This window comes from Enterococcus mediterraneensis (genome assembly GCF_900604485.1).
Lineage (GTDB): Bacteria > Bacillota > Bacilli > Lactobacillales > Enterococcaceae > Enterococcus_C > Enterococcus_C mediterraneensis.
In genome coordinates this window covers 260,391-274,409 of record NZ_UWOP01000002.1, presented here as the reverse complement: position 1 = coordinate 274,409, position 14,019 = coordinate 260,391, and the positions used below count along the sequence as shown (strand labels likewise).

At 35.5% G+C, this 14,019-nt stretch carries 12 protein-coding genes and 2 pseudogenes; 3 read left to right on the top strand and 11 right to left on the bottom strand.

Going from position 1 to position 14,019, the window contains the following annotated elements; genetic code table 11:
- Positions 1-20 precede the first annotated feature (20 nt).
- The 9 genes and pseudogenes from EFB00_RS13265 to EFB00_RS13230 all read right to left on the bottom strand — a co-directional run bounded on the left by EFB00_RS13265 (position 21) and on the right by EFB00_RS13230 (position 8,941).
- Complete coding sequence (locus tag EFB00_RS13265) at positions 21-1,607, bottom strand: multicopper oxidase family protein (RefSeq protein ID WP_122647324.1); 1,587 nt, start codon at positions 1,605-1,607, stop codon at positions 21-23.
- A 10-nt stretch (positions 1,608-1,617) separates the two neighbouring features.
- Entirely contained in the window at positions 1,618-1,842 is a 225-nt protein-coding gene (locus tag EFB00_RS13260) for a heavy-metal-associated domain-containing protein (protein WP_002328408.1), read from the bottom strand.
- A gap of 302 nt (positions 1,843-2,144) precedes the next feature.
- Positions 2,145-3,103: pseudogene (locus tag EFB00_RS13255) on the bottom strand (IS30 family transposase).
- An 883-nt stretch (positions 3,104-3,986) separates the two neighbouring features.
- Positions 3,987-4,649, bottom strand: a pseudogene (locus EFB00_RS13705) (LPXTG cell wall anchor domain-containing protein); the annotation flags it as partial.
- 12 nt (positions 4,650-4,661) lie between these two features.
- Positions 4,662-5,150, bottom strand: coding sequence for an Ig-like domain-containing protein (locus EFB00_RS13700; protein WP_241153464.1), 489 nt, complete (start codon positions 5,148-5,150; stop codon positions 4,662-4,664).
- Positions 5,151-5,285: 135 nt separating this feature from the next.
- Complete coding sequence (locus tag EFB00_RS13245; RefSeq protein WP_070872042.1) at positions 5,286-5,495, bottom strand: heavy-metal-associated domain-containing protein; 210 nt, start codon at positions 5,493-5,495, stop codon at positions 5,286-5,288.
- A gap of 16 nt (positions 5,496-5,511) precedes the next feature.
- Positions 5,512-7,962 (bottom strand): heavy metal translocating P-type ATPase, encoded by a 2,451-nt coding sequence (locus tag EFB00_RS13240; RefSeq protein WP_122647323.1) that lies wholly within the window; start codon positions 7,960-7,962, stop codon positions 5,512-5,514.
- Complete coding sequence (locus EFB00_RS13235) at positions 7,946-8,311, bottom strand: BlaI/MecI/CopY family transcriptional regulator (RefSeq protein WP_002307652.1); 366 nt, start codon at positions 8,309-8,311, stop codon at positions 7,946-7,948. Before EFB00_RS13235 ends, EFB00_RS13240 begins: the two co-directional genes overlap by 17 nt.
- A 15-nt stretch (positions 8,312-8,326) precedes the next feature.
- On the bottom strand, positions 8,327-8,941 hold the full coding sequence (locus EFB00_RS13230) for a TIGR01906 family membrane protein (protein WP_122647322.1): 615 nt from the start codon (positions 8,939-8,941) through the stop codon (positions 8,327-8,329).
- Between the two features lie 155 nt (positions 8,942-9,096).
- Between EFB00_RS13230 and lgt the strand changes: the two genes are divergently transcribed.
- From lgt to EFB00_RS13215, 3 genes are read left to right on the top strand one after another with little or no spacing between them, the layout of a single operon-like run.
- Positions 9,097-9,900: a prolipoprotein diacylglyceryl transferase gene (gene lgt, locus EFB00_RS13225; RefSeq protein ID WP_002294779.1), complete on the top strand. Its 804-nt coding sequence runs from the start codon at positions 9,097-9,099 to the stop codon at positions 9,898-9,900.
- Positions 9,884-10,105 carry a DUF2933 domain-containing protein gene (locus tag EFB00_RS13220; protein ID WP_122647321.1) on the top strand — a complete coding sequence of 74 codons (222 nt, stop codon included), beginning with the start codon at positions 9,884-9,886 and terminating at the stop codon, positions 10,103-10,105. Before lgt ends, EFB00_RS13220 begins: the two co-directional genes overlap by 17 nt.
- A complete protein-coding gene (locus EFB00_RS13215) occupies positions 10,105-10,290 on the top strand; it encodes a DUF2933 domain-containing protein (protein WP_002307645.1) in 186 nt (61 codons plus the stop codon). The genes EFB00_RS13220 and EFB00_RS13215 overlap by 1 nt, the downstream gene beginning before the upstream one ends.
- 113 nt (positions 10,291-10,403) lie before the next feature.
- Here the strand turns inward: EFB00_RS13215 and EFB00_RS13210 are convergent, their stop codons facing one another.
- Together EFB00_RS13210 and EFB00_RS13205 are read right to left on the bottom strand one after the other, a co-directional pair.
- Entirely contained in the window at positions 10,404-11,954 is a 1,551-nt protein-coding gene (locus tag EFB00_RS13210; protein ID WP_122647343.1) for an IS1182 family transposase, read from the bottom strand.
- Between the two features lie 710 nt (positions 11,955-12,664).
- Positions 12,665-13,948 carry a type II restriction endonuclease gene (locus tag EFB00_RS13205; protein WP_122647320.1) on the bottom strand — a complete coding sequence of 428 codons (1,284 nt, stop codon included), beginning with the start codon at positions 13,946-13,948 and terminating at the stop codon, positions 12,665-12,667.
- Between the last annotated feature and the right edge of the window lie 71 nt (positions 13,949-14,019).

Sequence of the window (14,019 nt, the reverse complement as noted above, 5' to 3'; positions counted from 1 at the left end):
CATCCTTCTTAAATTATTTTCTATTTAATTTCCATTTGTCCCATCATTCCATACTCTTCATGTTCTAATATATGACAATGATACATGAAAATACCTTCACGGTCGAATTTCACAAGAAGTTCTACTGTTTCATCCGGATTTACCAGCACAGTATCTTTCCATCCTTGCTCGTTTAGTGCGGGCTGATTTCCATCTCTAGATAAAATTTGAAACTGAACACCATGGATATGGAACGGATGAATCATGCCTCCCATCATACTACTAATATTGTTAACTTCCCAAATCTCTTGAGTACCTAATTTTTTATATAAATCTATTCTTTCCATATCAAATTGCTTATTGTTGATGTTTACCATGTGAGACATTCCACTTAAATTAATACTCTGTCTTGTTAAATCTTCCAATTTCTTTTCATCTAAAGTACTAATAGTATTTAGACTATCAGAGGGATTAAACTCTTTGTTGTCTATCGTATTCTCAATTCTCATTGTCAGTGCAACCAAATTATTTGCTAGTAAATGAATCACCTTACCTTTTTTATAATTCTGAGTATCCACTAATATTTCTGCCCTTTCCCCGGGCGCTAAAAGTAGTTTACTAAGTTTAACAGAAGTATTCAGAAAACCACCATCTGTAGCAATTTGGTAGAATGATTCGTCATTATCCAAATTAAAAGTGAAGTTTCTTGCATTGGATCCATTAACAATTCTATACCTCATCCATCGGCTTTTTATCTCAACGTATGGATTGATTGTGCCATTAGTAAGCAACGTCTCCCCTTTTGTTCCATCAGAGTTAAAATCATTTTCATAGTTAATTTGATTAGTAGAACTGAAAGATTTATCTTGCACAATCAAGGGAATGTCGTCGACACCATATTTGGAAGGTAAATCTAATAATTTTGAGTTGCCATCATCAATATACATCAAACCTGCTAACCCCTTATAAACTTGAGATGCTGTTTCTCCTTCCGGATGGGGATGAAACCAGAGTGTAGAAGCTTCTTGATCAACCTCGAATGTTACACTTTTTTTCTGTCCTGCTTCTATAATCTGATGTGGACCTCCATCTGCATCAGAAGCTACTTTCAAACCGTGCCAATGAAAAGATGTGCTAGCATCAAGATTATTGGTTGTATTGATAGTAACTTTTTGACCTTTTTTCAGTCTAATAACTGGCCCTAAAAAATCCCCGTTATAGCCTAATGTTTCAGTTTTTTCTCCATCCATGATTTGAACTTCCCCGTTTTGAGTAACTATATCATATGTCACATTTTCTTTGCTTTTTGAAGATGGTTCAAGAACAGGGGGAATCAATAGTTTTCTATCTGTTTGGTGTACAACCTTCAAATCAGCTTCTTGATTATCCCCCATCATATTGGACATTCTACTTGAGATTTGTCGTTGTTCTTCTTGATAGATAACTTCAGCATGCTCCTCCTTGTTCTGCTGTTGAATCAATATGAAAATACCGCCTAGGGTCAATATTGATATTGTTGTTGCTGCTAACCAAATATATTTATTATTCTTCAACCCATCATCTCCCATATCTATTATGTATTTACCATAAAAAAAATATGTGGAGATTTCGTGTCGATCCCCCCACATATATTTATATTTATATAGATATATCCCTAGTTACAGTATACTTTGTATTTTTTAGTAGTTGATTTAAGAATGTTAATGTTAATTTTGAATCAGCATCGAAAGTAACTGTACCTCTAGCCAAGTCAACTATTTTTACACTGACTGTTGGCTCTGCTTCCAAAGCATTTCTTACTTTTGTTGCACACCCTGAGCAATTCATTCCGTTAATAACCACTATTTGCAAATATTTCATCATAAAATTCCTTCTTTCCTAAAAAAGACGCCTATATTGGATTTACTAATCTAATCAATCTTTTAAGAATTGTCTTACAAGTATCATAATGAAAATTTATGGAGAAACCATGTATAGAGTTTGTTTTAGAGCTTTAAATATAGGATAGATACAGAATGATTTGCTCAGTTTATGATTGCATATCAAATTTATTATTTTACATTAATGCAGTCTCCTCAGGTAGAATTACTTGCACATCTACTTATGTTTAGTAAAAAGGTCCTACTTGTAAAACAATATATGACAATTTTAATAATTCTTAATTGTCAAATTAAGTTAGACAAATCATCAATACTTACGTAACTCAAAAATACTTCCAAAGGTGTTCGATAATCCAGTGATTTTCTAGGAATATTATTTCGTTTAGATGTGACAGATTGAATAAAAGATTCATCTACTGAATTGAAATCCATAGATTTCAATAAACCATCTCTACGTAACAATCCGTTAGAATTCTCGTTTAGGCCTCTTTGAGACGGTGTTCCTGGATCAGCGAAATAAATGGCAATATCATTGGCATTACTGATTTGTTTCCAATTTGAAAATTCCTTTCCACAATCAAAAGTGATGGATTTGAATAGATTTTTCGGTACAGATTCAAACCAATGATTTAATTTTTTTCAATATCAATCGCTTGTCTACCACACGGTTTCAATGTAATGATAACTTTTGATAATCGTTCAACTAAGGTAATTACAGCACTTTTATGTTTCAGACCTACGATAGTGTCACCTTCAAGGTGACCAAACTCATTTGAGAATTGGCTATAATCTTTTTCACGTTCATGAATAGAGCGGCGGAAAGCTTGTTTTCCACGCCTTTCTTGATGTCCATTCGGTTTACGCTTGCCTTTCATCGGTAAGTCAGAAGGATTAAATAGCCCCTTTTTGAACATACGATAAATGGTACGAGCAGAACAACGAATAGGAAACGCTGCACGACCAACAATCACATCGGGTGTCCATCCTTGAACAACCTTTCTTTGAATATATTCTGATTGTTCCTCGGGTAAAACAAGCGGGCGTCTACCACAGTTTGATTTGTTTTTCTTATACTGTTGATAGTATTCTAAGGCTGATTTTCCTTGCTTGAAGAATAGGTATACTTTATGGATCGTTTGTCTTGAACGACTCAAGCAATGCGCAGTTTTCGCAACAGATTGATTTATTTTGAAATAAGACTCTATCATTACAAGTTCATCCGTTGTAAGATGGGTATAGGTCATTTGTACTCACTCCTTATAATTCTTTGGTCAGAACTATTTTGAGTGTAGCACAAATGGCTTTTTTAGTTGTCTAGCTTAATTTTACAATCGGCGAATCTAAAAAAAAACAAATACTGCAAAGAATAATCTGATCATGTCCATGAATTCCATTAGGCAACCTTCTAACTGGAAATTTATTGCACAAATAAAGTGAATATATCAGATCTATAAAATACTGAAAGAAAATTATTTATCATCAATATAGAGCTAGCTCACAAGAAACAGAAAAGCACTTTTGCAGTTACAACGGAGTAAAATTAATTTAAATTTCATATCATGTACATCTATCGCTAAGTATCCCGCCCAAAACATATGTTTAGAGTTTCATGGATATCCTAACAGGTAGAAGTGCTATGATGATATTCGATTAGCATCCTAATATGAAATATAAGTTTAGAACTGCTATTTTGGGCAGAGGGATATTATGTAAGTACGGTTGTACTTAACGACTCGACAATAAAAGAATATATCAAACAATAAGAAAAGTTTGATGTAGCATTAGATAAGCTGAGTGTTCGAAAATATAACACCCATGTTTAGGATTAATAATTGCTATCACTTTCTCTTAAGAGATAGCGAAAGTGATATCTTGAACAGTGAAAGCCAGCATCCGGAGACGCTGGCTAGTGTTAACACCTTTGAACCAATTAGATTTAATAATGATTAAAAGCACCAAAACTAAAGTTTTTTCTTAGCTTCTATTAAGAGTGGGATAAAGTAATATACTCATCTCTTAAAGTTAGTATGTCGTTATCAGAATTAATTTATCTACCACTTACCAGAAAGTGAAGAGATTGTAGCTCGAATAGAGAATACATTTTTTGCAAATAATTAGGATTTGGCATTAGCTTTCTTTTCTTCTTCTTTTAAGTTCCAGATACCAAAGTACATTACCAAAAAGAAATAAAACTAAACCTAAAATCGATATATACCAATAATCCTCGGTACCTGTTTTGGGCAAAAATTTATTATTTTCATCTTTGTTATTCTCATTTAAGTTATTACCATTAGGTGTTATTCCATCAGATTCATCATTCGGCACCACGATTTTGGTTGCCTGACTACGATAGTCTTTCCCACCTACTCTTACAATTGCCACAACTCTTAGGATATCACCTGCTGTCACATTTTCTGGGTTAAGAGTAATCATGAAGTTACCAGCGTGATTTGCTGTACCTTTACCAACAATCTCATTATCCTCATTTAAGATCTCTATTATTGCATGTGCAGACGCTTTCCCTATCACTGGATAACCATCGGTGCTATTTCCGCTGATGGAAGCTGTCGGTGCGGCAACAGTCAGTGCTCCGACAGTTACATTGATTGGATCACTTGGGTCTTTACCGTCACTGTCTGCGACGACTGTAATGGTATCCCCTTCAGACAATTCAGGTACATTGACACTCCAATTGCCCTCATCATCTGTTTCGGTGGTAACTTCAGTCCCATCAGGAAGTGTCACCGTCACGGTTGCCCCTGGTTCAGCGGTACCACCGATGGTGGTATCCCCAGCTGTTACCTAGTCGATCGTTGGTGTTTCCGTCAAATCTTCTACATCGTCTGCAGGAACCACTAGTGTTGTGCCTGTACTTCGATAATCTTGACCGCCCGCTGTCACAACTGCCACTACCTGCAAAGCTTCTTCTGGCGCCACATCGTCTGGATCTAAGGTCACGGTATAAGCACCTTTGTCATCCGCCGTCGTACTACCAACAATATCGCCTGCTTCATTTAAAATTTCAATGGCCGCATTTGCTGCGGCTGTCCCCGTCACAGGATACCCATCGGTACTGTTTCCTGTTATTGTAGCCGTCGGTGCCGCCACGGTTAAACCGTTTACACTCACGGTGATTGGTGCACTCGGATCTTTGCCTTCGGATTCAGCTACGACTGTTACTGTAACACCTTCCGTTAGTTCTGGTACCGTCGCTTCCCAGTTACCTTCATCATCGGCTTCTGCCGTGATTGGATCGCCTTCAGGAAAAAAGCCGCCTATTGGATTCAACATATATTTATGCACAAAAAGCAATGCATAAATCTTAAAAGACTGTTTTTTCTCTACATCCCGATTTGAAAAAAGTAGAATATGGAGAAACTTTCTTGCCGTAAGAATTCCCATATTTAATGTGATGATTCACCAAACTTATAAAGCCTTATACTTCGTATTTTCCAACAATTGATTAATAACGCTAATTGATAAATCTGTCTTTGCTGCAATAGTTACCAATCCTTCTTCAAGATTCACTTTCTTAACAGAAATTGAGGGATTCTTTTCTAATGCATACTTAATTTCTCCGGCGCATCCTAAACAAGCCATTCCACTAATAAATAAGGTCTGTAAATATTCAGTCATGAGACAATCACCTTTCCTATTTGACTTTGAATTTTTTTAAGCGAAGTGAATTTAAAAGCACTGATATCGAGCTAAAACTCATAGCAGCTCCTGCAATTATTGGGCTTAATAAAGGCCCACCGAAAATGTTCAAAATACCCATCGCTATTGGAACACTTAACATGTTATAAGCAAATGCCCAGAACAAATTTGACTTTATATTCCAAATTGTTTTTTTGCTTAAGTCAACAGCTAACAGTAGCAATTGCAGATCGTCGTTCATCAATATTATATCCGCAGATTCCATCGCTATATCAGTACCAGAACCCATCACAAAACCTATATCCGCTTGAGCGAGGGCAAGTGCATCGTTTATCCCATTACCTACCATTGCAACCCTATGTTCTTTTGACTGCAACATTTTAACATAATAGGCCTTTTCTTGAGGTAATACCTCACTAATAACGTTGGTGATCCCAACTTGATTAGCTATTGCCTGTGCAGTAAGTTTATTATCACCCGTGAGCATAACCACATTGAGGCCAAGTTTATTCAACTTTTGAATTGCTAATGCACTTGCTGGCTTTATAGTGTCTTCAATCGCAATTATTCCGAGAAAGATACGATCATTTGCAATATACACTGGTGTCTTTCCTTTAGATGCTAAATTATCTGAAATTAACTTAAATTTACTAATGTCTATATTCAACTGCTTAAAGAACTCTTCATTTCCTAAACTTACTTCGGTACCTTTCAATATAGCATTAATGCCCAATCCAGAGAAAGATTCGAATATACTAGGTTCAACCAGATCAATCCCCACGATTTCGGCTTCTTTTACAATTGCCTCCCCAAGCGGATGCTCGGATGCTTTTTCAGCAGAGGCCGCTAAAAACAAGAGAAAGTTTCTATCCATATTTTCTGCAAGTATTATATCTGTTACCACAGGTTTTCCTTTTGTAATCGTACCAGTTTTATCGAATAATATTGTTTTTACGTGATGAGTTGTTTCTAAAGCTTCACCACTTTTAATTAAAATACCATTTTCAGCGCCTTTTCCCATACCGACCATAATAGCTGTCCGTGTAGCTAAACCGAATGCACAAGGACATGTTATAACTAAAACTGAAATTAAGACTGAGAATGAAAACGAAATACTTTGTCCAGATAGCACCCAAAGTAGACTAGATCCAATCGCAACTACAATAATGATATATACAAAGTAACTTGAAATGATATCAGCCAGTTTTTCGATTGGAGCTTTCGAAGATTGTGCATCATCCACTAGTTTGCTTATTTGAGCTAAAGTGGTGTCTTTACCAATATGAGTTGTTTCATATCTTATTACGCCATTTTTATTTTTACTGGGTCCTATTACTCGGTCATTAGCTTTCTTTTCAACAGGAAGATTTTCACCTGTAGGCATAGATTCATCAACTAAAGACTTACCACTTATTACAATACCATCCAGTGGCAAACGCTCTCCTGGTTTTGCTATGATCACATCTCCTACTAAAACTGATTCAATAGGAACAGTCTGTTCCTTATTATGTCTGATAGTTTTCGCTGTTTTGGGAGTTATCCTCATTAATTTTTGTATTGCTTCAGATGTCTTATCTTTCGTCACCAACTCTAGGTATTTCTCTAGTCTGATTAACGTTAATATCACTGCTGATGCTCCAAAGTAGAGCTCTTTTGTATAGAGATAATTTCCCAATATAATCTGTATTGTTGCAAAGATGCCGTATAACAAAGCAATACTTGTACCTAAAGCAATTAATGTGTCCATTTTCGGATGTTTTTTCATGAGTGAGGAAAATCCAATTTTATAATAGTCTTTATTGGCCAATATAACCGGAGCGGTAAGTATTAATTGCGTCATCGAAAAAAAACTAGGGTTTGTCGTAGGATCAATTATTTCAAATAGGGGTAACTCAAGTATATTTGCACTAGCAACATATATAATAGGAATTGTAAATAGCATTGACGTGATAAATCTTCGCCTTAGCTTCTGTTGCTGTTGCTCTTGTTCTTTTGTTTTATATATTACTTGTTCCTCATCTTCAGAAAGAGCATATAGCTGATATCCAAGAATTTTGACAACATCACTTATTTTTGCAACCGCTGAAGGGTCAGTTGATATTACCGAGAGTTTTTCTGCTTCAAAATTTACGTTGGCATATTTGACATAAGTCATTGATTTAACTACATTTTCAATTTTGTTAGCGCAGGACACACAAGTCATTCCACTTATTCCAAATACCTTTATCTCAGTTTTTTTTCGAATCTCAGCGTCATAACCAATGTCTTGAATAGCTGTTATAACTGTATGATTAGACAAAACACCTTCATCATATTCCAATTTTAGAACCTCAGTTGTTAAGTTAACTTTAGCGAAATATACTCCATCCAACTCATGAATTTTTTTCTCTATTGTTGTTGCGCAAACTGCACAAGTCATTCCATAAAGATTATATTTTGAAATCATTGAATTCCTCCGTGTCAGAACGTTTAACCAATCCGTTTAAATAGTAGCTTACTTCTGAGATACAACCTTCATCCATTCCAGAAAGTAACCTTTGTATTTCGGTTTCCAAAAATTCTTGCTTCTTAATCAGTGAAGTGTAGTATCTTTGGTTTTTTGAAGTGTTAAACGTGATCACATTTTTATCTAACAACCTTCTTATTAACGTTTTTGTTGTGGAGGGATGCCAACTATTACGCTCTTGCATTCCATGTGTTATTAAACCACATGTTACCGGTTCATATCTCCAGATAAACTTTAAAACATCTAACTCTGAATTCGATACCTGTATTTTGTGTTCGACCAAGACCATCCCTCCTTAGGCTATTCATAAAGTACGTTCTTCTTTATTAAACAAATGATGAATTGTTGTCAAAGTAGAAACACTTATAGTTACAATTAATAAAAAGCATAAAAAGAAAAATGTTTCCGGTAAAAAACTGATAATTGGATCTGTACGATAGTCAAACATCCAATCATCATTGTCAAAAAATACTTGATGAAAAAGCACAAATGCTTTATCAAAAAACAGAAGTGCCATTACACAGACTGATATTATCATCCGCTTGATTAAACTAGTGATTTCTCTGACTTGATCACGCGTTACTAATTTTTTCCTGTTTAGGTATAAAAGAACGCTACTCGTAGAAAGAAGCAATGAATAGTTAAGCTGGAACAAAAATTTAACATCTTTAAAATGGTTTATACCGCGATCTGAGACGTATAGATTATCAAAAACCAATTCTTTTTGAAAAGGATTATTTAAATAGCCCATTAAATTTCTAAAATCTTGATTAACTTGAGATCTACTCCAGTTTTGAAAATTTATATCGCTTTGAAAGAATAAATTGATTTTGAGCAAACCAGGGAAGTTGATTGTCAATGTAATCGCGAGGGATAAAGCAAAGACAAAAAATAATAGAAATAGCATGCTTTTTTTCATTAAATTAATATTTATATTAGATCACTCCTTTTAATATAATGATAAAAAAACTTGTGTAGAAAATGTGTACCAATGTATCTGTCAAAAAGTCTACATAAAATTTCCATAATAGCCTGCTATAGTCAAAACAAGTTCATTAGGAAGGAGGGAAGAATTTGAGAGAACCCTACGACAGAGTATTTATTTCGTTTGGTCCATTTACTATTTATTGGTATGCCATTTTCATAGTGTTTGGGATCATAATCGGATATTTTGTTGCTAATAGAAGAGCAAAGCGTGCGGCATTGCCTGAGGATACAATTGTTGATCTGTTGTTATATGGATTGCCAGTTTCTATTATATCGGCCAGATTATACTATGTACTTTTTGAATTACCTTTGTACATTGATGATCCTTTAAGTATCTTAAAAATTTGGGAAGGTGGTCTAGCAATACATGGTGGATTAATTGGTGCTGTATTGACAGGGGTTATTTATTGCAAGAAGAAAAATCTTTCTTTTTGGAATGTTGCTGACGTAGTTGCTCCCAGTATAGTAATTGGACAAATCATTGGACGATGGGGAAATTTTATGAATCAAGAGGCCTATGGAGAAATTGTAGACATAGAGTTCCTGCAATCTCTGAAACTCCCATCTTTCATAATTGATCAAATGTATATTGATGGGGCCTACCATCATCCGACTTTTTTATATGAGTCTTTATGGAATATAGGAGTACTCATTATTTTGCTTCTGGTGTCTAGAAATAGAATGTTCTTTGGGCAAATATTTTTAATTTATGTTTCACTATATTCCGTCGGGAGATTCTGGATTGAAGGATTACGGACCGACAGTTTAATGCTAACAGCAAACTTGAGAATGGCTCAAGTCCTGTCCATAGTCCTATTAATTGGCTCTATATTAACTTACATCTATCTCAAAAAATCTAAGGAGGAAGATTTACATGGAAGCATTACTTAATCTCTTACCACTACTATTACTACTAATTTGCCCTATCTCAATGATGTTTATGCATAAAGGGCACGGACATGCTGGGCATCATCATATGCATGGAGAAGATCATTCAAAACACACTGGTTCCGAAAATGATATAGCAAGTTTAAAAATCCAAACTGAGCAATTAAAAGAAGAAGTTGCTACTCTAAAGAACTTAGTTAAGGAGTGATGACAATGCAGTGGTTATTACTTTTATTATGTCCGATAATGATGATATTTATGATGAGGGGTATGCACTCAGGATCGCATAATGAAAAAGATGACGAACAATTGAAACAGGATCTTGAAAATTTAAAAGAGCAAAATGATATCTTAAGTAGTGAACTAAGCGATTTGAAGTCAAGGTTAAAATAAGTTAAAGGAGGCGTGACATAAGTTACCTAGTTACGCTCTCCAAAAAACAAGGAGCACTTGGAAATCATGAGATTTTTCGAGTGCTTCTTGTTTTTTTATTCATTTTGAGTAGTTCAAGTTCCTATTTTTGTCAATTTCATCATATTGATTGCCGTAATGAGTAAACCCGTCTGTTTTCTGACTTTCTCTAAGCCTCGAACCGTGTAGCGAGTGAAGCCCGAACAAGCCTGCATAAATCCGAAGACTGTTTCCACGTCGACTTTTCTCCGCCCATATATTTTTTGAATGTCAGGCGTTGATAACCGTTCTTTTTGTTTTTCTTTATGATACTCCCAAGACGGGTTTACAGTGATCTTTCTACGATTCCCCTTTGGGGTTAAGGCTTCAGGAATGAGCGCTTGGTTCGCATCCGTTTTTTCTGCTTGGTATTCTTTAAAATCTCGGACAAAGCCATCCGCATCTGTTCGTTGACGGTAGGCATGAAAATTGAATCGTACCCCTTTGGGGTCGATGTAAAAGTCCTCATTGGGCTCGTAAACCCAATTCATTACTTTCCGGTCATCTGTCTGCCATTTCTTACTTTGTTCTTTAAACATCGTTCCATAAGGAATCAGTGCAGTATGCTGAGGAAGTTCATCTTCTATATAGCGGTAATTGCTTTCTGAACCATAACCTGCATCGGCGACCAAATAATGAGGGGACTTTTGTGCAGTCTTCATTTTTTCCAGTAATGGTTTCAGTGTTTTAGTGTCTGTTGGGTTTTGAAAGACATCGTAGCCGAGCACAAATTGATTACATGTAGCGATCTGCAGGTTATACGCAGGTTTAAGTTGGCCATTTTTCATGTGGTCTTCTTTTACGCGCATAAATGTCGCATCATGATCGGTTTTTGAATAACTGTTTCTAGTCCCATAAATAGAAAACTGCGTTTGATGTTCCAGAAGTTTTTCTCGCTTTGCATTTAGTTTGCGTACTTGGCTTTTCAACGTTCGCCGTTGTTGTTTCGCTGGATTTGGCGAAAGACGTTTCGTTGCCTCAACTTCATTTTCTAGTTCATCCAGACGCAGTTCCATCCGTGTTAACAGTTCATCTATCATGTCTACGGTCAAGGTCGTCCCTTCGGGAATCTGTTTCAGGGCATATGCTTCTCTTAGTTCCGTCATCATAGTAAGCAATTTTTCGCGATTCATTTGATCGAACCGGATCGTATTTTTCTTCCAGACAAAGCTGTATTTATTCGCATCCGCCAAGATTTTGGTCCCGTCAATAAACAACGCATCATCAATCAGATTCCGTGCACGCAGATACTCTGTCAACTGATCTAAACCTTTATTGGTCAACTCCTGTACATCGTTGGATACACAAAAACGGGCGATAGTTCGATAAGTCGGAACCCGTTCTTGCGTCAACCAGCGAGCATATAGGTTTTCTTCAGCTAAGCGTTCAATCTTGCGACTTGTAAAGGTTTCTCGCGTATACGCAAAAAGAACCACCTTCATCATGGCACCTAAATCATATTCTCTTGGTCGACCAAAAAGATAGGGGTCATTAATCTGAAGCGCTTCGACCAGTTCATGGATAAAAACGGCGACATGATTTTCTTTTGGAGAAAATGAAGTAGATAGATCCAAAGTGAGTTGATTCATGTTATAATTAGTATACATTTTGTTTAGTCCTTTCAGGATTAAATGATGGGGCATTGGCGGGAACCGGTGCTCCTTTTTATTTTACCCAAAAAACCGCAAGAAATGAACGCTTTCTCGTCATTTCTTGCGGTTTTCTTCTATGGACTTATGTCACAGTCCCTTTAAAATTCACTAAATTCATGGTTCAGAATAGAATTGATTCTCTCAAAATATTTAGTCTAACTTTACTCTTTATAAAACGAATAAGGCATGCGTGGTTTATAATCTTTCTTTATGTATTTCTGACACCAAAGAAAATGATCCTCATCATTCCATCCACTCGTTGCATTCCACCAAGAGTACATAACATTCCCTGGTGTATGGGGTAGTCCATACACCAGGGGATTCTAGAAGTAAGATTTATTGTTTCTTTTTTAAGTGCAAATAAAACCATTATCTTCGATGAATATAAGGAAAATACCTTTTTAGATAACATTTCTAGGTTATGAATAGATAGTATTCACTCTATCCGCAATTTTCTTCAACGAAAAGTTACTAAAATGGAAGCATGGGCAGCATTAATATGATGATTTTCTTCTGGACGTTGCTAAGACATTCAATAGCAATGAGCGCCATTATAAATGTGGAAGCTACTCGTAAAAAAAGGGAAGATTGATTTCCAATTCTGCCCAAATGCTTATTTATACTACAATTAACCGTATTAATTTCAACTTCTTTGTCCAGAATAACTACCGAACTAGTTCACCACTTGGATAATGAGATATCGGGGCTAAAATTGTAAAATCTTTGCCAAATTTCTTCATAAAATTAGCATGTTTCTCTAAATCTGTAAATAGAATGTATCGTAAGTGATCATGCAAATTTTGATTACGCATATAATGTGGTCTATTAAATTGTGCTCGTATCTCCTCTTCACGTTGATCCGGTGAGACAATATACATCATCAAATTTTCTTGATGAATCGAATACAAATCATCCATTCGATTCATCCCAGAAATTATTGACGTCGATTTTTCAACCTCAAAAGCACATATCGGTTCCCCATTTTTTGAAAACCAAATAACATCAATCAAACCAATCGTCCTACTTAACGGATTTGGTAATTGATAGATTGTTTCTGGTAATAGAGGTATAGACACATCTCCTAAGCGATTCCCATCTACAATTCTATTATGATCGTTTGAGGCAATCCAAGCATGATAACCTATCTCATTACCTAAAGTAGCTAAGATATATTGGATTTTTTGGTGCACATTTTTGCCATCCTCTTTTTCCAACTTCTGTTTTATTAATTTCTGGGTGTTACTTTCTGAAATTCTGACATACTCTTCTTCATTTTCGCGAACAATATAATTTAGTTTCCCAATATCAAATAAAAAAGCTGAGATAGCACCCAAATCTTTCGAAAAAAGTCCTCCTAAGCAGTTGAGTTCAATCATACCATCACGGAGTTTAAAATAGTCCTCCCATTTACCTAAGCGAATTTTCGAGCCCGTAAGATAATTATATCCATTTACAATAGCTGTGTTAAAAGGAGGGAAAATGGTAGGTTCTAGAAAATATAAAATGTTTGCGACAGCTGGACCAAGCCCTCTGATTTTCTTTTCTGCTAGAATATTTACAGCAAATAACATTTTAATTTCTTGATTAGCTTTAAGAATTTGATCAAGACAAAGTGAAAAAGCTAACTGATTTTCACTATTTTCATAAATATCCGGAATTCTCAATTTAGGTTTCCACATAAATGCATGCTTGGCTCCTTTAAAAATTTCTGTTTGTTCTGCAATTACATTCATTATGTCCTCTAGGGCTGAATTTTTAAAATCTGTTGGGAACGTTCCGTTATTGACATGTTTGATAAGTACTTGTACGTATTTCCTAACTTTTTTAAACGCTTTCAAACGTTTTTCACTTTTGATAAACCAAGTTTGATACAGTAAATTTTCGCGTAATTTATATTGATTAAACACATCTGTTAAATAAGTATTATCCACTGTAATGACACTTACCATCCCTATTAATATTTTATAAACTCGTTATCTCTAATATGGCTTTCTATATGCAAAATTCCGTAACCACCTTA

Bases quoted from the DNA above. Each gene is read 5' to 3' on its own strand.
- EFB00_RS13230 (WP_122647322.1), bottom strand. From the start codon at position 8,941: ATGAAAAAAAGCATGCTATTTCTATTATTTTTTGTCTTTGCTTTATCC.
- EFB00_RS13260 (WP_002328408.1), bottom strand. From the start codon at position 1,842: ATGATGAAATATTTGCAAATAGTGGTTATTAACGGAATGAATTGCTCA.
- EFB00_RS13210 (WP_122647343.1), bottom strand. From the start codon at position 11,954: ATGTATACTAATTATAACATGAATCAACTCACTTTGGATCTATCTACT.
- EFB00_RS13205 (WP_122647320.1), bottom strand. From the start codon at position 13,948: ATGGTAAGTGTCATTACAGTGGATAATACTTATTTAACAGATGTGTTT.
- EFB00_RS13700 (WP_241153464.1), bottom strand. From the start codon at position 5,150: ATGTTGAATCCAATAGGCGGCTTTTTTCCTGAAGGCGATCCAATCACG.
- EFB00_RS13265 (WP_122647324.1), bottom strand. From the start codon at position 1,607: ATGTGGGGGGATCGACACGAAATCTCCACATATTTTTTTTATGGTAAA.
- EFB00_RS13235 (WP_002307652.1), bottom strand. From the start codon at position 8,311: ATGGTCTTGGTCGAACACAAAATACAGGTATCGAATTCAGAGTTAGAT.
- EFB00_RS13245 (WP_070872042.1), bottom strand. From the start codon at position 5,495: ATGACTGAATATTTACAGACCTTATTTATTAGTGGAATGGCTTGTTTA.
- EFB00_RS13240 (WP_122647323.1), bottom strand. From the start codon at position 7,962: ATGATTTCAAAATATAATCTTTATGGAATGACTTGTGCAGTTTGCGCA.
- EFB00_RS13220 (WP_122647321.1), top strand. From the start codon at position 9,884: ATGGAAGCATTACTTAATCTCTTACCACTACTATTACTACTAATTTGC.
- EFB00_RS13215 (WP_002307645.1), top strand. From the start codon at position 10,105: ATGACAATGCAGTGGTTATTACTTTTATTATGTCCGATAATGATGATA.